This window comes from Rhizobium sp. S163 (assembly GCF_030380805.1).
Taxonomy (GTDB): Bacteria; Pseudomonadota; Alphaproteobacteria; order Rhizobiales; family Rhizobiaceae; genus Rhizobium.
Map to the genome: position 1 here is coordinate 293250 of NZ_JAUDSA010000018.1, position 20070 is coordinate 313319.

The 20070-nt window shown below is 63.3% G+C and carries 20 protein-coding genes; 9 read left to right on the forward strand and 11 right to left on the reverse strand.

Going from position 1 to position 20070, the window contains the following annotated elements; translation table 11 throughout:
* Window positions 1-50: 50 nt before the first annotated feature.
* The 3 genes from QTL96_RS16990 to QTL96_RS17000 form a co-directional block, all read right to left on the reverse strand.
* Window positions 51-1346 carry an MFS transporter gene (locus QTL96_RS16990; protein ID WP_289728518.1) on the reverse strand — a complete coding sequence of 432 codons (1296 nt, stop codon included), beginning with the start codon at window positions 1344-1346 and terminating at the stop codon, window positions 51-53.
* The gene (locus QTL96_RS16995; protein ID WP_047506970.1) at window positions 1343-2020 is read right to left on the reverse strand and encodes an FCD domain-containing protein; all 678 of its coding nucleotides are present in this window, start codon (window positions 2018-2020) and stop codon (window positions 1343-1345) included. Before QTL96_RS16995 ends, QTL96_RS16990 begins: the two co-directional genes overlap by 4 nt.
* Before the next feature lie 533 nt (window positions 2021-2553).
* Complete coding sequence (locus QTL96_RS17000; protein ID WP_289728519.1) at window positions 2554-2829, reverse strand: hypothetical protein; 276 nt, start codon at window positions 2827-2829, stop codon at window positions 2554-2556.
* A gap of 39 nt (window positions 2830-2868) precedes the next feature.
* Here QTL96_RS17000 and QTL96_RS17005 point away from each other — a divergent pair, with 39 nt between their 5' ends.
* Window positions 2869-3678 (forward strand): class II glutamine amidotransferase, encoded by an 810-nt coding sequence (locus QTL96_RS17005; RefSeq protein WP_209188879.1) that lies wholly within the window; start codon window positions 2869-2871, stop codon window positions 3676-3678.
* Here QTL96_RS17005 and coaBC read toward each other — a convergent pair.
* Together coaBC and QTL96_RS17015 are read right to left on the reverse strand one after the other, a co-directional pair.
* A complete protein-coding gene (gene coaBC / locus QTL96_RS17010; protein ID WP_289728520.1) occupies window positions 3665-4876 on the reverse strand; it encodes a bifunctional phosphopantothenoylcysteine decarboxylase/phosphopantothenate--cysteine ligase CoaBC in 1212 nt (403 codons plus the stop codon). The genes QTL96_RS17005 and coaBC overlap by 14 nt on opposite strands.
* A gap of 87 nt (window positions 4877-4963) precedes the next feature.
* Window positions 4964-5887: a DMT family transporter gene (locus QTL96_RS17015; protein ID WP_289728521.1), complete on the reverse strand. Its 924-nt coding sequence runs from the start codon at window positions 5885-5887 to the stop codon at window positions 4964-4966.
* A 306-nt stretch (window positions 5888-6193) separates the two neighbouring features.
* Between QTL96_RS17015 and QTL96_RS17020 the strand changes: the two genes are divergently transcribed.
* Together QTL96_RS17020 and QTL96_RS17025 are read left to right on the forward strand one after the other, a co-directional pair.
* On the forward strand, window positions 6194-6622 hold the full coding sequence (locus QTL96_RS17020; protein WP_289728522.1) for a DUF2946 family protein: 429 nt from the start codon (window positions 6194-6196) through the stop codon (window positions 6620-6622).
* 58 nt (window positions 6623-6680) lie between these two features.
* Window positions 6681-8048 (forward strand): PepSY domain-containing protein, encoded by a 1368-nt coding sequence (locus tag QTL96_RS17025; RefSeq protein WP_289728523.1) that lies wholly within the window; start codon window positions 6681-6683, stop codon window positions 8046-8048.
* A gap of 33 nt (window positions 8049-8081) precedes the next feature.
* Here QTL96_RS17025 and QTL96_RS17030 read toward each other — a convergent pair whose 3' ends face one another.
* A complete protein-coding gene (locus QTL96_RS17030) occupies window positions 8082-8981 on the reverse strand; it encodes a LysR family transcriptional regulator (protein ID WP_289728524.1) in 900 nt (299 codons plus the stop codon).
* A gap of 112 nt (window positions 8982-9093) precedes the next feature.
* Between QTL96_RS17030 and QTL96_RS17035 the strand changes: the two genes are divergently transcribed.
* The gene (locus QTL96_RS17035) at window positions 9094-9948 is read left to right on the forward strand and encodes an NmrA family NAD(P)-binding protein (protein WP_289728525.1); all 855 of its coding nucleotides are present in this window, start codon (window positions 9094-9096) and stop codon (window positions 9946-9948) included.
* Between the two features lie 61 nt (window positions 9949-10009).
* Here QTL96_RS17035 and QTL96_RS17040 read toward each other — a convergent pair whose 3' ends face one another.
* Together QTL96_RS17040 and QTL96_RS17045 are read right to left on the reverse strand one after the other, a co-directional pair.
* On the reverse strand, window positions 10010-10759 hold the full coding sequence (locus QTL96_RS17040) for an SDR family oxidoreductase (protein ID WP_047506987.1): 750 nt from the start codon (window positions 10757-10759) through the stop codon (window positions 10010-10012).
* Between the two features lie 124 nt (window positions 10760-10883).
* A complete protein-coding gene (locus QTL96_RS17045) occupies window positions 10884-11648 on the reverse strand; it encodes an SDR family oxidoreductase (protein ID WP_289728526.1) in 765 nt (254 codons plus the stop codon).
* Window positions 11649-11772: 124 nt separating this feature from the next.
* On the opposite strand from QTL96_RS17045, the gene QTL96_RS17050 reads away from it, so the two are divergent.
* Window positions 11773-12678: a LysR substrate-binding domain-containing protein gene (locus tag QTL96_RS17050; protein WP_113010964.1), complete on the forward strand. Its 906-nt coding sequence runs from the start codon at window positions 11773-11775 to the stop codon at window positions 12676-12678.
* Here QTL96_RS17050 and QTL96_RS17055 read toward each other — a convergent pair whose 3' ends face one another.
* Complete coding sequence (locus QTL96_RS17055) at window positions 12679-13551, reverse strand: LysR family transcriptional regulator (protein WP_289728527.1); 873 nt, start codon at window positions 13549-13551, stop codon at window positions 12679-12681.
* Between the two features lie 95 nt (window positions 13552-13646).
* Between QTL96_RS17055 and QTL96_RS17060 the strand changes: the two genes are divergently transcribed.
* The gene (locus QTL96_RS17060) at window positions 13647-14945 is read left to right on the forward strand and encodes an MFS transporter (protein WP_289728528.1); all 1299 of its coding nucleotides are present in this window, start codon (window positions 13647-13649) and stop codon (window positions 14943-14945) included.
* 67 nt (window positions 14946-15012) lie between these two features.
* Here the strand turns inward: QTL96_RS17060 and ubiB are convergent, their stop codons facing one another.
* Together ubiB and ubiE are read right to left on the reverse strand one after the other, a co-directional pair.
* Entirely contained in the window at window positions 15013-16587 is a 1575-nt protein-coding gene (gene ubiB, locus QTL96_RS17065) for a 2-polyprenylphenol 6-hydroxylase (RefSeq protein ID WP_289728529.1), read from the reverse strand.
* A 6-nt stretch (window positions 16588-16593) separates the two neighbouring features.
* On the reverse strand, window positions 16594-17370 hold the full coding sequence (ubiE, locus tag QTL96_RS17070) for a bifunctional demethylmenaquinone methyltransferase/2-methoxy-6-polyprenyl-1,4-benzoquinol methylase UbiE (protein WP_289728530.1): 777 nt from the start codon (window positions 17368-17370) through the stop codon (window positions 16594-16596).
* Window positions 17371-17519: 149 nt separating this feature from the next.
* Here ubiE and mutM point away from each other — a divergent pair, with 149 nt between their 5' ends.
* From mutM to rpsT, 3 genes are all read left to right on the forward strand, one after another.
* Window positions 17520-18425 (forward strand): bifunctional DNA-formamidopyrimidine glycosylase/DNA-(apurinic or apyrimidinic site) lyase, encoded by a 906-nt coding sequence (gene mutM, locus QTL96_RS17075; RefSeq protein ID WP_289728531.1) that lies wholly within the window; start codon window positions 17520-17522, stop codon window positions 18423-18425.
* A gap of 48 nt (window positions 18426-18473) precedes the next feature.
* Window positions 18474-19247 carry an enoyl-CoA hydratase gene (locus tag QTL96_RS17080; RefSeq protein ID WP_209188903.1) on the forward strand — a complete coding sequence of 258 codons (774 nt, stop codon included), beginning with the start codon at window positions 18474-18476 and terminating at the stop codon, window positions 19245-19247.
* 191 nt (window positions 19248-19438) lie between these two features.
* Entirely contained in the window at window positions 19439-19717 is a 279-nt protein-coding gene (gene rpsT, locus QTL96_RS17085; RefSeq protein ID WP_018898162.1) for a 30S ribosomal protein S20, read from the forward strand.
* Window positions 19718-20070: the final 353 nt, after the last annotated feature.

Sequence of the window (20070 nt, forward strand, 5' to 3'; positions counted from 1 at the left end):
GAGCCTAGCATCGGCGCCGCCGCAGAGGGCATCAACAGATGGTGAAGGCCTCAATCAGCGGTTTTCTCGACCGTCCGCGCATTCACATGCAGCGCCCGCCCGGCGTTCCAGCCGTTGATGGCGGCCCCCGCTCCCAGCGCCACGAACAGCACGGCGCACCAGGCGAAACTCCCCGTCCAGCCGCGGATGAGGCCAACGACAAGCGGCCCGATGGCGGCGAGCAGATAACCGACGCATTGCGCCATGCCGGAAAGGTGCGCGGCCACATGCGGATCGCGCGAGCGCAGCACGATCGTCGTCATCGCCGCCGCGATAAGACCACCCTGGCCGATGCCCTGAAGCACGGCCCAGAGCCAGACCGTCGAAAGCGGCGCAAAGAGAAGACCCAGTAGGGCGACCACGGCGATGCCGCAAAGCGCCGCGTTGATCACCCGCTGATCCTTGCCGCGCACCGCGATCTGCGGCGCGACCAGGCAGGCGGCCGCCTGCACCATGACCGAGACGGACACGATCGCGCCGGCCGTGACGCCATCCATGCCGCGCTCGCGCAGGATCGGTACCAGCCAGCCGAAGACGCAGTAGGCGAGCGCCGACTGCAGACCCATGAAAAGCGTGACCTGCCATGCAAGCCTGTCCCGCCACAGCCCCTCGACGGAAAAGCCACTGCGCTTCACTTGCGCTTTCGTCGAGAGCACCTGAGGCAGCCAGATCAGGCCGACGACGAGTGCGGGCAGCGCCCAGATCGCCAGTGCCGCCGCCATCGAACCGCCGAAGGCACGCTCGAGCGGCAGCGTAAATCCGGCAGCGCCGGCCGCACCCGCGCAGAGCGCCATCGTATAGAACCCCGTCATCAGCGCCGCGCGATCGGCAAAATCGCGCTTCACGAGACCGGGCAGCAGAACATTGCCGACCGCGATGCAGGCGCCGGCGAGCGCCGAACCGATAAACAGAAGCGGGATGGAGGAGAGGCCGCGCAGCGCCGTTCCGAGCGCCAGCAGCAAGAGCACGCCAAGCAGCGTCCGCTCGGCGCCGATACGTTGGGCGAGCTTCGGCGCCAGCGGCGAAAAGGCGCCGAGGCAGACGACCGGCAGTGTCGTCAGCAGGCTGGTGCCCAGCGCCGACAGGCCAAGCTCGCTGCGGATTTCGGGCAGCAGCGTCGAGGCGCTGGAAAACAGCGGCCGCAGGTTGAACGCGATCAATACGAGGCTGGCGCCGAGCATGAACCGTCCCGTCGCGCTCGTTCCCATCGGTGGCTGCGGTTGCGGCACACTGTCTGCTTCCGCATCGATCAGCTGCTGCTCCGCGTGATCGTAGAGATGGGCGGCGTCTTGCGAAGGCGTGGTCATGAAAGGATCATCCGGTCAAGAGCTGTAATAACGGGAGCCATGAAGGCGCGCACCGCCGCATCCGCTTTTTCGGCGTCGCCGGTGGCGATCGCATCAATGATGGCGGCGTGGGCCTGCATGTCGGGCTCGGGAATATCTTCGCCCAGGGTCGCCTCGATGGTCTCGGCGATCGAGGCGGAAAAGAAGTCGTAGATTTCGATCATCGCGCGGTTTTGCGAAGCGGCGATCACAGCCTTGTGGAAGGCGAGGTCACGCTCGATGAAGGCTATCTTGTCGCCGCCGTCGAAATTGCCGCGGCTGACAAGCAGCTTGCGCAGCGTCGTGATCGTCTGTGGCGTGTGGCGCAGCGCCGCCAGTCTGGCTGCCTCCACATCAAGCGCGCATCGCGCCTCGAATAGATCACGAAGCCCGGCGCGCCGCGCCATGGTGAGCGGCAATGCGGTATCGGTGGTAGAGAGCACATAGGTGCCCGACCCTTGCCGCGTCTCAAGCAGGCCTTGCGAGACAAGCACACGCACGGCCTCGCGCACCGTGCCGCGGCTGACGGAGAGCATTGCGGACAGCGCCGCCTCGTTCGGCAGCTTGTCACCGACGGCCCAGCGCTTGGCAAGGATATCGGCGCGGATCGCTTCTGTCGCGGTTTCCGCGAGATTGGTTTTCGAAAGCGGCTGCATAGGCGCCTCATAAAGTCATCTGATGACTTTATGAATAGCGATGGAATTGCCTTTGGTCAATTGGCGACCTGAAACGGAAAAAGGGCCGCGCTAGCGACCCTTTCCATGAGTTTTGGCCTGTAAAACCGGCCGGACCGCTATGGCGATCCCAGGAAGGCGGGTTTCAGAGCGAGGGCTGCCTCGCCTTCATCACCACTTCCAAGCCCGTTACGAGGTCCGAAATCTCATTAGACATTGGATCACCTTCCTTTCGTTCTGTTTCCGATAGAAGAAAGGTAAGAGCATTTCAGCGGGATGCAAGGCCTAATTTGGTGGTAATGGAGATTGCAACCAAGGGATGATATTGCTTGCGGCGTGAGTGGCAAAGCAGCGTCCGCCGCGCCAGCCGGCGGGATCGGGGAAGATGGGCAACCTCGACCGCGGCGATCGGCCTCGCCCTCTCACAAGGAGGTGAGCTATGTGGTTTCCACTTAGCATCACGTTTAGGGTAAGAAAAACCCGGACCAGCTGGCTGCTAGAGGTCCGGGTCAATATCATAGCCTAAGCAAGTGGAAGGCAGGCGCGAACCTGCCTTCCACTCCTTGAATATAAGCCATCCCCACATTTTCATCAAGACATCGCGCGCAATGCTGGCAGTGCGCACCCTGTTCGCGCAGACCGCTCACGACATCGTTCACAAAACAAAATGCTGCATGGCCGAAGTTGATCGCCGTCAATGTCAGAAAAACGTCATGTTCGGCTTGCAAGCCACATGCTTGTTTAGTTCTTATTAACCATCGGATTCGACAATCGTCGATGCGTTTCAGCATTATCCCGCCACGATCAGGGCGGGTTGCGGAGTGAATAGCATGTGTCGCTGGGCAGCCTATCGCGGAGAACCCCTCTATCTGGAGGAGCTCGTCTCGTCGCCTGCGCACTCTCTGATCGAACAATCCCACTGTGCCACCCGCGCTAAGACGGCGACGAATGGCGACGGTTTCGGCATTGCGTGGTATGGCGATCACCCCGAGCCCGGTCGCTATCGCGACACGCTTCCTGCCTGGTCGGATTGCAACTTGAAAAGCATCGCGCGGCAGATCCGCTCGCCGCTGTTCCTCGCCCACGTCCGCGCCGCGACCGGCGGCGGCACGCGGCGCGACAATTGCCATCCCTTCGTTTTCGCCAACTGGTCCTTCATGCATAACGGCCAGATAGCGGGCTTCGAGCGCCTGCGCCGATCGATGGAGGCGATGCTTGATGATGATCTCTTCAACGCGCGCGGCGGCACCACCGATTCCGAGCTGATGTTTCTCTTGGCGCTCCAGTTCGGCCTGCGCCAGACGCCGATCGCCGCCATGTCCGAAATGATCCGCTTCGTAGAGGGGCTGTCGGAAAACATTCTCGGCTCCGCGCTCGTGCGCTACACGGCGGCCTTTTCCGATGGCAACGCGCTCTATGCCATCCGCTACGCGACCGATCGCAAGGCGCCGACGCTCTATGCGTCTCCTGTCGGCAAAGGCTATTGCCTCGTCTCCGAGCCGCTTAACGATGATGTCGACGCCTGGGCGGAAATTCCGGATGGCAGCGCTGTCACGTTGACCGACAACGGCCTTGACGTCACGCCGTTCCAACCGGTCGCAACGCCTGCCAAATCCGCTCCCGTCGCTATCCCCGCCTGAGCCTTTCGGCGATCGTCTCCGCAAGCTTGGTCGCGACATCCTCCTTGGCCATGTCGGGCCATTGATCGACGCCATCGCACGTGACGATCTTCACGCGGTTGCGCACGCCACCCATGATGCCGGTTGCCGGCGAGACGTCGTTGGCGACGATCATGTCGGCGCCCTTGCGCTCCAGCTTGGCTTTCGCATTGCTGTCGACATCCTGCGTCTCGGCGGCAAAGCCGACAACGAGTTTCGGCCGCAGCGTGTGATGCCCGATCGTCTTCAGGATGTCCGGGTTTTCGGTCAGCGCCAGCGTCGGAATGGACTCTCCGGGATGCTTCTTGATCTTCTGATCGGACGCGGATGCCACGCGCCAGTCGGCGACGGCCGCGACCATCACCGCAATATCGGCGGGCAGCGCGGTCAGCACCGCGTCGCGCATCTCCTCGGCACGCTCGACGTGAATGGTCTTCACATCGGCGGGGTCGGCGATCGTCACCGGGCCCGAGACCAGCGTCACATCCGCGCCGAGCCGTGCCAGCGCCGAAGCGATCGCGTGACCCTGCCGGCCGGATGAGCGGTTGGCGATATAACGCACCGGATCGATCGGTTCATGCGTCGGACCCGATGTAACGATCGCCTTGCGCCCGGCAAGCGGTTTCGGGCTGGTGTCGAGCAATCGCTCCGCCGCAGCGGCGATATCGAGTGGTTCGGCCATGCGGCCCACGCCCGCCTCGCGGCTTTCCGCCATCTCGCCGGCCATTGGCCCGATGAAATGGACGCCATCGCCATGAAGCGTCGCGACATTCCGCTTGGTCGCGGCGTTGCTCCACATATGCGGGTTCATCGCCGGCGCCAGAAGCACCGGCCGGTCGGTGGCGAGCAGCACCGTCGAGGCAAGATCGTCGGCCAGTCCGTTCGCCATCTTCGCCATCAGGTCGGCGGTCACAGGCGCCACCAGCACGAGGTCGCAGTCGCGCGCCAGCCTGATGTGGCCGACATCCTGCTCGTCCTGCCGTGAAAACAGATCGGTGAACACATGGTCGGCGGCGAGTGCCCCGACGGCAAGCGGCGTGACGAACTGTTGCGCGCCCGCTGTCATCACCGGCCGAACCGAGGCGCCGCGCTCACGAAGGCGCCGGATCAGATCGAGGCTCTTATAGGCCGCGATGCCGCCGGAGATGATGAGGAGGATGCGTTTGCCGCCGAGAACCATGCCGCTTGTCCAAGCTGGAATTGACTGGCGGAACCCTAAGCCTTTGGCGGATAATAAGCAATCGACGCGAGCGGTAAGCTCCGTCGCTCACGCGTGCTGCTGTTGCCTGACATGGCTGAAGATCGCGATCGCCATCCCAACGCCCGCAAGCTGCAGCAACGAGCCACCGGCTTCGGCCAGCGTCGGAAGCCGCTGTTCGAAGACGAAGCCGAAGATGAGGCCGAAGACCGTTTCGGCGACGATCAGCTGGGCGGCCAAGGCCAATGGCAGTCTCTTCGAGGCGATCATCCATAAAAGCGTGGCGAGCCACGCGCCGGCGAGCCCCATGATCAGCGACCATAAAAGGAAACGCACGAGGTCGATATCGGTGTAGACGATCGGCGTGTTCAGCGATGTCAGCGGGATCAGCACAAGGCTGCCGAGCCCGGCGCCTATGCCCTGCAGGCCCGTCCATTGCAGGATGTCGGGCGCGTCGGGCGATTGCATGGTGGCGGTACTGGCCAACCCGTAGACGACCCAGAGAACGAGCCCGATCGCCGCGGACGCGATGCCGTAGGCGATCATCACCCGGTCGCCCGTCGGCGTCGATGCGAAGACGGCGACGTTGACCCAGGCGATCCCGGCCGCGATCAGCATCAGCGGCAGTGCAAGCAGACGCCACGAGACGGAGCGGTCGCGGAAGTTGGCGATCATCGCCAGGATGACAGGCATGGTTCCGATCACCAGCGGCGGAATGGCGGCGCCCGCGAACCGCACCGCATAGGCAACGCTGATGAAATAGCCGACATAGCCGACACCGCCAAGCAGCAGCGCGGTGATCATCGGCTTGAGCTTGATGCCACGCGGCCGGAAGCGCGGGTGAACCATCAGCACCACGCTGGTCAACGCGAACAGCCCATATCGCGCCACGGTCAGGTCGAGCGTCGTGAACGGCGCGATGGCGCGCGGCACGACAAAGGTCAGCCCCCACAGTGCGCAGGTGGCGATGCCGCAGAGAATGCCGAACAGCATGGAGGTCTCCGGAACGGATAGAGCCGCAGGAAATGGGAAGGAATCGGGATAGGCGAAGAGCTGGAAATGCCACTATGCCTGATATCGCACGGGTGCAAGTGTCCACCAACGACATGGCGTAGGCGGGATGGGGACAGGTCGCGATCGCAAATCGTCCGTGAATGATCCGGTCGTGAGGTGGCCAAAGGTCGCATCCCCCAACGCCAATCGTCTAAGTTGATGATTACATGGATGGAATGCAGCTTTGGCGTCGCCGGCCGGCAGCGTGACATTGTCCGCGCGCTGTGGCATGCAGCGGATATGGGGATGATCAGAACAGTTTTGGGAGACAGGGCATCGGCAAGCGCCATCACGCTGCTCGTCGCCCTCCTGCTGCTGATCCAGGGCCTGCTGTCGGGCCAGGCACAGGGATCGATGGCGGTCTCCGCCATGGATCCCCTGCAGTCGATCTGCACCATGGCCGGCGAGAGCGTCATCGACCATGTCGATCACGCCAAAAACACCAACGACGGCACATCGCATGATCGATCGCATGGCAAGGCCGCCGACTGCCCCTGCTGCACGCTCTGCCGCCTCGCTGCCCACGCAATGCCGGCCATCCTCGGTGCGGATCCAGCGATCCTCCACGTCGATGCCGTCGGCGCGACCGCGATCGTCATCACCGCCGAAAGCGCCATCACGCCCACCCTGCGAGGCCTGATCGGCCAACCGCGCGCGCCACCACAAATCTCCTGACGTCCGATTGCCGACGCCCTCAGTATCGGCCCCAATCTTCATCATCAGGAGACATATCATGTCCGATTTCACCATCGGTCGGGAAAGCGCGAGCGCTGCCGTGCGTTCCCCGTCCGATCTCTACCGCGCCGTCTGGCGCTGGCATTTCTACGCAGGTCTTCTCGTCCTGCCCTTCATGCTCTCGCTCGCCGTCACCGGCGCGCTCTATCTCTTCAAGGACGAGATCGACAATATCGTCCATGCCGATCTGAAGCGCGTCGCAATCAGCGAGCAGGCAACGCGGCCGCCATCCGCGATGGTGGATGCCGCCCTTGCCGCCCATCCCGGCACCGCGATCAAGTTCACCGATCCCGTCGATCCTGGCTCATCCGCCGAGATCACCATCCATACCGCGGCCGAGGGCAATATCGCCGTCTATGTCGATCCCTATAGTGGCAAGGTGCTCGGCGCGCTGCCCGATCGCGGCACGGTCATGTGGACGGTCCGCTATCTCCACAGCCTCAAATATTTCGGCTCCTTCACCCGCTCGTTGATCGAGATCGCGGCCGGCTGGGCGATCCTGCTTGTCGGTACCGGCATCTATCTCTGGTGGCCGCGCAAGCAGATGGGTGGCGTGCTCAGCATTCGCGGCACGCCCCGCAAGCGGGTGTTCTGGCGCGATACCCATGCTGTCCTCGGCCTTTTCGTCGGTGGCTTCATCGTCTTCCTCGCCGTCACGGGCATGCCGTGGTCCGGCGTCTGGGGCGCCAAGGTCAACGAGTGGGCGAATGGAAACAACTTCGGCTATCCGGCCGGCGTGCGCGTCGCCGTGCCGATGTCGGACGAACATGTCGACCACATCGCCAAGACCACATGGTCGCTCGAACAGGCGCAGGTCCCGCAATCCCCGGCCCACCAGCACGGCGCAACGCCGATCAGCCTGGATGACGCCGTCGCCACTTTCGACCGCCTCGGCCTGCATCGCGGCTACGCCGTCAACATCCCCGTGGATGCGATGGGCGTCTACACCGGCTCTGTCTATCCTGACAATCTCGCGGAGCAGCGTGTCGTCCATCTCGATCAGTTCACCGGAAAACCGCTGATCGACATGAGCTACGCCGATTACGGCCCGCTCGGCAGGGCGCTGGAATGGAGCGTCAACGTCCATATGGGGCAGGAGTTCGGACTGGCGAACCAGCTCGTCCTGCTCGCCGCCTGCATCGGCATCGCAGTGCTGGCGGTATCCGCCGCCGTCATGTGGTGGAAGCGCCGCCCGACAGGCTCGCTCGGCGTCCCGCCCATGCCATCGGACAAGCGGGTGTTTCGCGGTCTGATCGCCATCCTCGCCATCGGCGGCATCATCTTCCCGCTGGTCGGCCTGTCGCTTGTCGTCATGCTGGCGCTCGACTGGATCTACGTGAGAACCCGTCGTCGCCGATCGATCTGAAAGCCGTGAGGAGGCATCGTCGCTGCCTCCTCACTACTCTTGAACGATCCCGACACAGAAATCGATGAACGCCCTGACCTTCGCCGGCACATGCTGGCGCGACGGATAGAAGGCGTAGAGCGGGAAGGTCTCGTCGGGCCAGTCAGGAAACAGGTCGATCAGCTGGCCGCTCTCCAGATAGTCCTGCATCCCAAGCGAAAACACCTGCGCGATGCCGATCCCGGCAAGGCAAGTGGCGAGCGTGGTACCGGCGTCGTTGACGAGAATGCGTCCGCGCGTCTCGATCGGAACGACCTCGGCGCCACGCCGCAATTCCCACTCGAAGGGACGCCCGGTGAGTGAATCCCGGAACTGGATGCAGGTGTGGTCGGCAAGATCGCCGGGCGCCATCGGCCGCCCATGCTTGGCGAGATAGGCAGGCGCTGCGATGGTGATTACCCGCGTACGCATCAGGAGCCGCGAGATCAGCGTGGTCTGCGCGGGATCGCCGAAGCGCACCGCCACGTCCATGCCGTCGGCCACCAGATCGCCGATCTCGTTGCGGGTGATGATCTCGATCTGCAGCTCGGGATAGAGATCGAGAAACGCGCCAAGCTTGGGTCCCAGAACCAGTCGCGAGAAATACGGGTCGACATTGACCCTCAGCCGCCCGCGCACCGACTGCGCCACGCCCGAGGCCGCCATCGCCGCCTCCTCGATACCGCTCAGGAGCGGCGCCACCTGCTCGTAGAAGCGGGCGCCGTCGTCAGTCAGGCGCATGGTGCGGGTGGTGCGGTCGAGCAGCCGCAGGCCGATGCGACCTTCCAGCCGGGCAATGGCGCGGCTGACGCCTGATGGCGACAGACCCATCGCATCCGCCGCCCGCGCGAAGCTGCCGCTTTCGATCACGGCCGCCAGCACGCTCACCCCGTTCAGCAATCGTCCGTCGAACATCGATCCATCCGTGATTCTCAGTCATCAATACCATGACATATGCGCACTTCAATCAAGGATCGGAAAGGATCATTTTGCGGGCGAACGGAAAACTGAACCAAAGGAGTTTCCAATGTTCGCCATTACAGGAGTAACCGGACAGGTCGGCGGCATCGTCGCCACGCGGCTGCTGCAGGCCGGCTTGCCGGTCCGCGCCATCCTTCGCAACGCCGAAAAAGGCAAGGCTTGGCGCGAGAAGGGCGCCGAACTGGCGCTTGCCGAAATGACCGACGCCGATGCGCTGACCGCCGCCTTCACCGGCGCCAAGGGCGTCTTCCTGCTGATCCCGCCGACCTTCGACCCGACATCAGGCTTCCCGGAAGTGCGTGCCGTCATTGACGCATTGAAGACGGCGCTGCTGCGGGCGCGACCGGAAAGGGTCGTCTGCCTCTCCACCATCGGCGCGCAGGCCGAGGAGCCGAACCTGCTCAGCCAGCTGGGCCTCGTCGAGCAGGAGCTGTCGAGCCTGCCGCTACCGATCGCCTTCCTCCGCGCCGCGTGGTTCATGGAGAACGCCGCCTGGGATGTGGCAGCCGCGCGCGAGGCTGGCGTTATCTCAAGTTTTCTCCAGCCGCTCGACCAGGCCTACCCGATGGTTTCGGTGGCCGATGTCGGCGAAAGGGCTGCGTCACTGTTGCGGGAGAGCTGGACCGGCAAGCGTATCGTCGAGCTGCAGGGCCCGGAGAAGGTAACACCCGCCGATATCGCAGCCGCCTTCTCCAAGGTTCTCGGCAAGCCGGTCAGCGCGGAAATCGTCGCGCGCGAGAGCTGGGAGGCGCTGTTTCAAGGGCAGGGCATGCGCAATCCCATGCCGCGCATCCGCATGATCGACGGTTTCAACGAGGGCTGGATTCGCTTTGAAGGCCAGCCCGAGCAGGGATCAACCACGCTGGAGACAGCCATCCGTCGGCTGGTCGAAGCCGCCTGATACAAAAGAAAGGCCGCGGATGTTTCGTCCGCGGCCTTCCATGCGAGATCGACACTCAATCTCAGAGATTGCTCATCCCGCCATCGATGACGAGTTCGCTGCCGACGATATAGGCGGCCTCGTCGGAGGCGAGGAAGATCACGGTCTTGGCGACTTCGGCGGCGTCGCCGAAGCGGCCGACCGGGATCTGGGACTGGATATGGTCGGCCATCGCCTTGGAATCCGCTTCCGATGCGCCGAGCTTGCTGTAGAGCGGCGTGGCGATCGGGCCGGGGCTGACGGCGTTGACGCGGATGCCGCGGCCGATCAGTTCGCCCGACAGCGTCTTGGCAAGCGTCAGCAGCGCGCCCTTGGTTAGCGAATAGACGCTGGAGTTCGGCATGCCGATATGCGCGTTGATCGAGGTGTTGAGCACGATCGCGGCCTGCTTGGAAAAGATCGGCAGCAGCGCCTGGATGAGGAAGAACGGACCCTTGACGTTGATCGCGATCGATTTGTCGAAGGCGGCTTCGCTCCATTGCTCGACAGGGCCGAACTCGGCCACGCCGGCATTGACGAACAGGATGTCGAGATGGCCGAAAGCGTTTTTGATGGCTTCGGCGACGACCTGCTGCCCGGCGACATTGCCGGCATCGGCCTGGATGACGATGGCCTTGTCGCCGAGTTCGGCGCGGGCGGCCGCGACGCTGTTGGCGCTGCTGCCGGTGATGGCGACGCGGGCGCCCTCGGCGATGAACTGGCGGGCGGTTTCAAGGCCGATACCGCTGGTGCCGCCGGTGATAAGCGCAGTCTTGTTCTGAAGGCGTGACATGGATGTGGATCCTTGTGGGGTGGGCTGCTTGCCCGGCTATGTTGAGTATGCGGTGTTGGGAGAAAATACGCTTCAGTATGGTGTCGATCATCCGCGCCCATGGAGCGGATGATCTTGTCTTTCGTCAAGTCCGGGTGATCGAGGCGCCGCCATCGACCAGCGAGGCCGTGCCGGTCACGAAGCTCGAGTCGTCCGAGGCGAGGTAGAGCACCGAGCGTGCCAGTTCGTCAGGCGTTGCCACGCGCTTCAGCGCATGCAGGTTGGTGACGAAGCCCTGCTTGTCGGGCGTGTCGTTCATCTCGCGATACATGTCGGTATCGACGGCACCTGGGAGCACCGAGTTCACGCGCACGTTCTTCGGGCCGTATTCGGCGGCCAGCGCCTGCGTCAGGCCGATCAGGCCGGCCTTGCTGGCGGCGTAGGCTGCTACTCCAGGGAAGGCGAAGCTGTAGCCGACGAAGGTCGAGGTGAAGATCACCGAGCCGCCACCGTTCTGTTCCATCTGGCCGATCTGGTGCTTGGCGGCAAGGAAGGAGGCCGTGAGGTTGATCGTCACTGCTTCGGTGAATCCGGCTTCCGATACGCCTGTGCTCGGGCCGGCCTCGCCGAGGATACCGGCATTGTTGAAGGCGATATCGAGCTTGCCGTAGCCTTCGACAGCGGCGGCGACCAGCGCCTTGTGATAATCTTCCGAGCGCACGTCGCCGGCAACGGCGACTGCGTCTCCGCCGGCGGCCTTGATCTCCTCGACCAGGCTGTCGAGCTCGGCCTGGCGGCGGGCGCCGACCACGACCTTGGCGCCTTCGGCGGCAAAGAGCTTGGCCGTTGCGCGGCCGATGCCGGCGCTGGCACCAGTGATGATGGCGACTTTTCCATTCAAGCGGTTCATTCTTCCATCTCCTTTTTGGGTTGGGGTGACGTTTGCCGCCCCGTTCGATGAGTGGAAGATGGCATTTTCCTTTTGTTCGGATTAGTCTCCAAATAGCGGAACTCGAATTCGGAAATACCGAACGATGATCAAGATTGAGGGAATAACGGCATTCGTGTCGGTGGTGGAATCCGGCTCGGTCAGCGAGGCGGCGCGGCGCCTTCGCCTGTCGAAATCGGTGGTCAGCGAAAGGCTGGCCGAACTGGAGCGCTCGCTGGGCGGCATGCTGCTCCACCGCACCACTAGAAAGTTGACATTGACCGAGGACGGCACCGCCTTTCTCGATCGCGCCGCCCGCATCGTCCGCGAGATCGAGGATGCCACGGCCGAGATGGCTGAGCGGCGCGGCACGCTCTCAGGCCCCTTGCGGATCGCCGCCCCCGTCACCTTCGGCCGCATGCATCTTGGCCCCGCGCTCTATCCGTTTCTGGCCAAGCACCCGGAGATCCAATTGGTGCTCGATATCGACGACCGCCGCGTCGACGTTTCATCGGAAGGCTATGATGCCATCGTGCGCAACGGGCCGATCGTCGATTCCCGTCTCGTTGTCTGGAAGCTCAGCCGCAGCCGCCGTCTCTTGGTCGCGTCTCCCGACTATCTGGAGCGCCACGGCACGCCGAAGACGCTGAATGATCTCGATGGCCACAAGGGCATTTTCTACACCAATCGCGGCGTCTCCGACTGGCGCTTCCAGACGCCGGATGGCGCGATTGTCGTCCGCGCCAGCCAGGTGCTCGGCATGAACAATGGCGACATGATCCGCGATGCGGCGGTAGCCGGCCTCGGCATCGCGCTTCTGCCGGCCTTCATCGCCGGCCCGGCGGTGAGCGAGGGGCTGCTGAGCGAGATCGACGTCGGCTACAAGCCGGAAGCCGAGTTCATCTACATGGCTCACCCCGAAGGCCGCAATCCCTCCGCCAAGCTGCGCGCCGTCGCCGATCACCTGCGCAAGACTTTCGGCGATCCGCCCTATTGGGACCCATCAGGCTGATCAGATCAGGCTCATCAGATTGCCGACGACACGCGACCGCTGTGCCTTCAGCATCGCCAGCCCAAGCCGCGCCACCAAAGGCGGCCCCTCGATCGGCCGGTAGGCGACCCCGTCGAGTTTAAGATGCTCGAGCGAACCGGGCACGATCGACACGCCGAGATCGGCGGCGACCAGATTGATGACGGAAGGGATCTGCGGCGCCTCCTGCGTCACGACGAGCTCGAAGCCCGCATCCCGGCAGCCGCGCACGATATCGTCATAGAGGCTGAGGCCGACGGTGCGCGGAAAGAGAATGAAGGGTTCGCCCGAAAGTGCGGAGAGCGGCACGGTCTTCAGCTTCGCCAGCGCGTGGTGCGCCGGCAAGGCGATCAGCATCGGCTCGTCCGCCAGCCGCTTCAGGTACACGTCTTTCGGGTCTTCCAGCCCGGGGCGAATGAAGGCGGCGTCGATCTCCTGCCGCATCAGCTTTTCCATCAGCCAGTTGCTGTTCATCTCGGTAAGCGACAGGCTCACATCCGGCCATTGCCCGCGAAACCGGCGGATCGTGCCGCTGACGGCAGTGTTGAAGGCCGACGACGCCGTAAAGCCGAGCGCCAGCCGCCCGGTCTCGCCACGCGTCGCCCGCTGGGCGGCCAGCTTCGCCTTCTCGGCCGAGGCAATCGCGGCGCGCGCCTCCGGCAGAAACGCCGATCCCGCCTCGGTCAGCTCCGCCCCATGCGGCACGCGGTGAAACAGCGCCGCCCCGATCTCGTTTTCCAGATCGCGAATCTGCTGGCTGAGCGGCGGCTGGCCGATGCCGAGCTTGGCGGCGGCGCGGGTGAAATTCTGCTCCTCGGCCACCGCAAGGAAATAGCGGATATGGCGCAGCTCCATCGGTATCTCCAAAACCTATCAAGAAAGCCAGTTTCATATATTGGACAAATGATGATCGGTTGGCTAGATCAAAGGGCGTGAAAGGTTGGTCCTCAATGCCACGCGCCGCAGACAAGCAGTCCGTTCCCTCGGAAATCCCCTCCCGTCCCCATCTCACCGTCATCGAGAATGTCGCCTCCCAACAGCAGGGAAGCGAGCCGCAGGAAAAGCAGTTCCTGCTGCGCGGCACTCCGGCCTACAGGCGCGCCAGCATCGCGCTGTTCCTCTCGGGCTTCGCCACCTTCTCGCTGCTCTATTGCGTCCAGCCGCTGATGCCGATCTTCGCCAGCGACTTCGGCATCAGCCCGGCCGCAAGCTCGCTCTCCCTGTCGCTGTCGACGGGCCTGCTCGCCTTCGCCATCTTCTGCGCCGCCGCCGTCTCTGAAAGCTTCCGGCGCCGCAGCCTGATGTTCGCCTCGTTGCTCGGTGCCGCTCTTTGCACGATCGCCTGCGCGCTAGTCCCCAGCTGGCATGCGCTCCTTGTTATCCGCGCGCTTGAAGGCTTGCTCCTCGGCGGTGTCCCGGCCGTCGCCATGGCCTATCTCTCGGAAGAGATCGATCCCCGCGGCCTCGGCGCCTCCATGGGCCTCTACATCGCCGGCAACGCCTTCGGCGGCATGGCCGGCCGCGTCGTCACCGGTACGCTGGCCGAGTTCTTCTCGTGGCGCATCGCGCTCGGCACGCTTGGCGCCATCGGCCTTGCGGCGGCCATCGGCTTCTTCCTGCTCCTGCCCGCCTCGCGCAATTTCACCCCGCGCAAGGGCTTCAACGCCCGCTTCCATCTGGGTGCCTGGGCCGGCCATATCAGGAGCCCGGCGCTGCCCTTCCTGTTCGCCATCGGCTTCCTCGCCATGGGCACCTTCGTCACGGTCTACAATTACATCGGCTTCCGCCTCGTCGAAACGCCCTACAATCTGAACCAAACCGAACTCGGCCTGATCTTCACGGTCTACATCTTCGGCATCGCCGCCTCGTGGATCGCAGGCGTGCTCGGAGACCGCTTCGGCCATTTCGTCGTGCTGCCTTCTGGCATAGCGCTTTCGGCGATCGGCGTGGCGCTGACGCTCTCGGCCTCGCTGCCGCTTATCATCCTGGGCATCGTACTCCTGACCTCGGGCTTCTTCGTCGCCCACTCGGTCGCAAGCGCGCTGGTCGGGCGGCTGGCCAGGGGCACCAAGGGCCACGCCTCGTCGCTCTATCTCCTGTCCTATTACATCGGCTCCAGCGTCGCCGGCTCCGTCGGCGGCTATTTCTGGGGCGCCGATGGCTGGAACGCGGTGGTGATCTTCACGCTGACACTGCTGGCGATCGGCATGGTCGCCGCACTCGCCGCCGCAAGGCTGTCGCGCCGATAGCAAAAAAATAGAAAAAGCCCGCGGCAAAGCGGGCTTTTCTCATTATCGGTAGGCTCATGGTGAGCGCTCAGCTAACCACCCAGGCGATATAGATTAGCGTCAGCGCGATCAGCCACAGTGCCCAGCGGCCGGAGCGGCTGTGGCGGGCTTCAGACTTGCCGATCGCCTCGGCCGTCTCGGCGTCGAAGCGCAGGCCGTTCTCGCTCATCCTTAGCAGCTCGTGGTGGAACTTCTCGGTCTTGGCGGCGATCTCGGGTGCGGCCTCGGCAAGCTTCACGGCGGCCTTTAGCCCATCCTTGATATCGGTCGCGATCCGCTTCGGTCCGAGATTGTTGCGGATCCATTCGCCGACCACCGGCTCCGAAGCCTTCCACATGTTGAAGCGCGGGTTGAGGATGCGGGCGACGCCCTCGACCACGACCATGGTCTTCTGCAGCATCACCAGCTCGGGCCGTGCCGCCATGTCGAACAGTTCGGTCACCTCGAACAGCAGCGTCAGCAGCTTGCCCATCGAGATCGTCTCGGCCGGCTGCCCGTGGATCGGTTCGCCGATCGCCCGGATCGCCTGCGCGAAGCTCTCGACATTGTGGTGGCCGGGCACGTAGCCCGCCTCGAAATGCACCTCGGCAACGCGGATATAATCGCGGGTGATGAAGCCGTAGAGAATCTCGGCGAGGAAGCGGCGTTCCTTCTTTCCGAGACGCCCGACGATGCCCATGTCGACTGCGACGATCATGCCCTTGGGGTCGACGAAGAGATTGCCCGGATGCATGTCGGCATGGAAGAAGCCGTCGCGCAGCGTATGGCGCAGGAAGGACTGGATCAGCGTGTCGGCCAGCGCATTGAGATCGTGGCCGGCGGCCTTCAGGCCCTCGACATCGGACATCTTGACGCCGTCGATCCACTCCATGGTGATGACGTCGCGTCCTGTGCGTTCCCAATCGACGGTCGGAACGCGGAAGCCCGGATCGTTCTGGGTGTTCTCGGCGATCTCCGAAAGCGCTGCCGCCTCGAGCCGAAGGTCCATCTCGACCTTGGTCGTCTGCTCCAGCGTCTTCGTCACTTCCACCGGCTTCAGGCGCCGGCTGGAGGGCATGAAGCGCTCCTGCAGATGGGCGACGAGATACATCGCCTCGAGATCGTGGGTGAAGCGCTGGCGCACGCCGGGGCGCACCACCTTGACGGCAACCTTCTTGCGTCCCTGCGGCGTCATCACCTCGGCCGGATGCACCTGCGCGATCGAGGCAGCCGCGATCGGCTCGCCGAAGCTGACGTAAAGCTCATCCACCGGCCGGCCGAGCGATCCCGCGATATTGGCCTTGGCGGCGGCCTCGGGGAAGAAGGCCATCCGGTCCTGCAGCTGCGACAGGTCGTCGGCGAACTCGACGCCGACGACGTCGGGCCGCGTCGCCAGGAACTGGCCGATCTTCACATAGGAAGGCCCCAGCCGCTCGACGGCCTTGGAGAGCCGGTCGCTGCGCTTCTGGGTCTTGGCGCGCTTGCGCGCAAACATGCCGACGAAGGACTTGGCAGCCGCGACCGAGGGCGGAAGCTCGTCGGAAGGCAGCGCCGAGACGACGCCCTCGCGCACGAGAATCCAACCAACCCGCCAGAGCTGGAAATATGCCGAAACAGTGCTCATTCCGGCTTAAAGCTTCCAGCCGGAGTGAAGGGCGGCGATCCCGCCGGTATAATTGGTGTAGCTGACGCGCGAGAAGCCGGCATTGCGGATCATCGCCGCGAAGTTCTCCTGGTTGGGGAACTTGCGGATGGATTCGACCAGATACTGATAAGGCTCGGCATCGCCGGTGATCGCCTTGCCGAACTTCGGAATGGCATTGAACGACCAGCTTTCATAGACGCGGTCGAGCAGCGGCATGTCGACTTCGGAGAACTCGAGCACCAGAAGACGGCCGCCGCGCTTCAGCACGCGGTAGGCTTCGCTGAGCGCCACGTCGATGCGCGGCACGTTGCGGATGCCGAAGGCGATCGTATAGGCGTCGAAGCTGTTCGGCTCGAAGGGCAGTTCCTCGGCATTCGCCTCGACGAAGGTCAGGTTGTCGGAGAGCTTCTTCTTGGCCGCGCGCTCGGCGCCGACAGCCAGCATCGAGCCGTTGATGTCGAGCACGGTGGAGTGCGCCATCCGGTTCGATGCTTCGATGATGCGAAACGCGATGTCGCCGGTGCCGCCGGCCACGTCGAGCGTCTTGTAGCCGGGTTCCTTGCGCGGGTTCAGCGCCGCGATCATCGCATCCTTCCAGACGCGGTGCATGCCGACCGACATGACGTCGTTCATGATGTCGTAGCGCTTGGCGACCTTATGGAAGACTTCGTTGACGAGGCCCTGCTTTTCGCCGCCTGAAACTTCGCGGAAGCCGTATGATGTTTCCATGCCGCCGTCGGCGGAGGTGCGGCTGTCTGACATCGAATACTCCAATCTCTTAAATCAACGCGGCGACCATAGCGAAATCAGGCAGGCGACGCTATCTGTGGGCAACGGTCCGGTCCGCGACACCATGGCGCTATAGCGCACATCGCGGGCGGTTGAAACATGTTCGATATAGATGGGTTAAGATGCCGGAATTGCCAGAAGTCGAAACCGTCAAACGCGGCCTCGCGCCCACCATGGAGGGTGCGCGCATCGTCAAATTGGAGCTTAGGCGAGGGGACCTGCGCTTCCCGTTTCCTGAGGCCTTCGGCGAAAAGGCGTCCGGCCGCACCATCGTCTCGCTCGGCCGCCGCGCCAAATATCTGCTGATCGATCTCGATAGCGGCGCCACCATCATCGCCCATCTCGGCATGTCCGGCTCCTTCCGCATCGAGGCAGGCCCGATCGCCGAAACCCCCATCTCCGAAACACCGGGCGAATTCCATCACCCGCGCTCCAAGGATGAAAAGCACGATCACGTGATCTTCCATCTGGAAGGGCCGTCGGGCCAAAGCCGCGTCATCTATAATGACCCGCGCCGCTTCGGCTTCATGGACATGGCCGATCGCACCGCGCTCGACATCAATCCCTTTCTCTATGGGCTCGGCCCGGAGCCGACAGGCAATGCGCTCAGCGCCGCCTATCTGGCCGAGCGCTTCAAGGGCAAGGCGCAGCCGCTGAAGAGCGCGCTGCTCGACCAGAAGAACATTGCCGGCCTCGGCAATATATATGTGTGCGAGGCGCTATGGCGCGCGCACCTGAAGCCGACGCGACCCGCATCGACCCTAGTGACGCCGACCGGCAAGCCTACAAAGCAGCTCGACCTGCTGGTCTCCTCGATCCGCGACGTCATTGCAGATGCGATCAAGGCGGGCGGCTCGTCGCTGCGCGATCATATCCAGACGGATGGCTCGCTCGGCTATTTCCAGCACTCCTTCTCCGTCTATGATCGCGAAGGGCAACCTTGCCGTACGCCCGACTGCGGCGGTACCATCGCCCGCATCGTTCAGGCCGGGCGCTCGACCTTCTATTGCCCTACTTGCCAGAAATAACTGTCTGCCAGAAGTAAGCCTGGGCATTGGCCCGACCGGGAGGAACGCATGTCTTATGAAACGCTGATCGTCGAAACCCGTGGCGCCGTGGGCCTGATCACGCTGAACCGCCCGCAGGCGCTGAATGCCTTGAACTCGACGGTGCTGAAGGAACTGCTGCAGGCCTACGCCGCATTCGAGAATGACGACGCCATCGGCGCCATCGTCCTGACCGGCTCCGAGCGCGCCTTTGCCGCCGGCGCCGATATCAAGGAAATGCAGTCGCTCGATTTCGCCGATGTCTACCGCCGCAATTTCCTCGGCGGCTGGGAGGATGTCGCCAAGGTGCGCAAACCCGTCATCGCCGCCGTCAGCGGCTTCGCGCTCGGCGGCGGCTGCGAGCTCGCCATGATCTGCGACTTCATCATCGCGTCGGAGACCGCCAAGTTCGGCCAACCGGAAATCACCCTTGGCGTCATTCCCGGCATGGGCGGCTCCCAGCGCCTGACGCGCGCCGTCGGCAAGGCCAAGGCGATGGATATGGTCCTGACCGGCCGCATGATGGATGCGGCGGAAGCAGAACGGGCAGGACTCGTATCGCGTGTGGTGGCGCCCGATCGTCTGCTCGATGAAGCGCTGGAGGCGGCGGCCAAGATCGCGTCCCTGTCGCGCCCCTCGGTGCTGATGGCCAAGGAGGCCGTCAACCGCGCTCTGGAGACCACGCTGGAGGAAGGTCTGCGCTTCGAGCGCCGCCTGTTCCACAGTCTCTTCGCGACGGAAGATCAGAAGGAAGGGATGACAGCCTTCATCGAAAAGCGTAAACCCGCCTTCAAGAACCGCTGAGCCCTGAAGAGAAAAGGCGACGGTTCCTTGAAAATGCGCGTTGACGCCGGTCGGCTTTAGGGTTATATGCCCGCCCAAGGTTCGGGAAGCCAGTCCGGTTTCCCGATAATACTCCCGCATTGCTGTGTAGGAAGTGGCTGCAAGGCCCGCGGCGGTAGCGGAATTTGTTCGAATTCTTGAGAGAGGCATCCATGGCCAATACAACTTCGGCGAAAAAAGCGACCCGCAAGATCGCCAGCCGTACCGACGTCAACAAGGCTCGTCGCTCGCGCGTTCGCACGTTCGTTCGTCAGGTCGAAGAAGCGCTCGCAGCTGGCGATGCTGCCAAGGCCAAGGAAGCTTTCCAGGCCGCGCAGCCGGAACTGGCCCGCGCAGCAAGCAAGGGCGTCCTGCACGCCAACACGGCATCCCGCAAGGTCTCGCGCCTCGCAGCTCGTGTGAAGGCTCTGTCGGTCGGCGCGACCGCTTAAAGCTTCCGTTAATAAAGACAGCTATATGATTAGCCCGGCAACTTTGTCGGGCTTTTTCGATTCCGCCAATTGCCCGAACTGTGGTTAATTTGGCGACGATTTCGTGTCCGGCAAATGACACAAAAAAATGAGTGATTACAGAGGCTTGTGCCAGGTTGTTCCTGAGCGAAGAGACTCAGACCTTCCCTTGCGGCGTCTAAAACGAGTCAAGAAGCTTTTTTCTTTTTTTCTTTTTATGCGTGTCAAAATTGCCGGTTTCCTGAATCTCCTTGATTCAAAAGCGATTCTTTTTTTGCTCCAGTGCAGCGCCCTAAATCTGCCGCAGGAGTCAACCGGCTACGCTTAATTTTGGC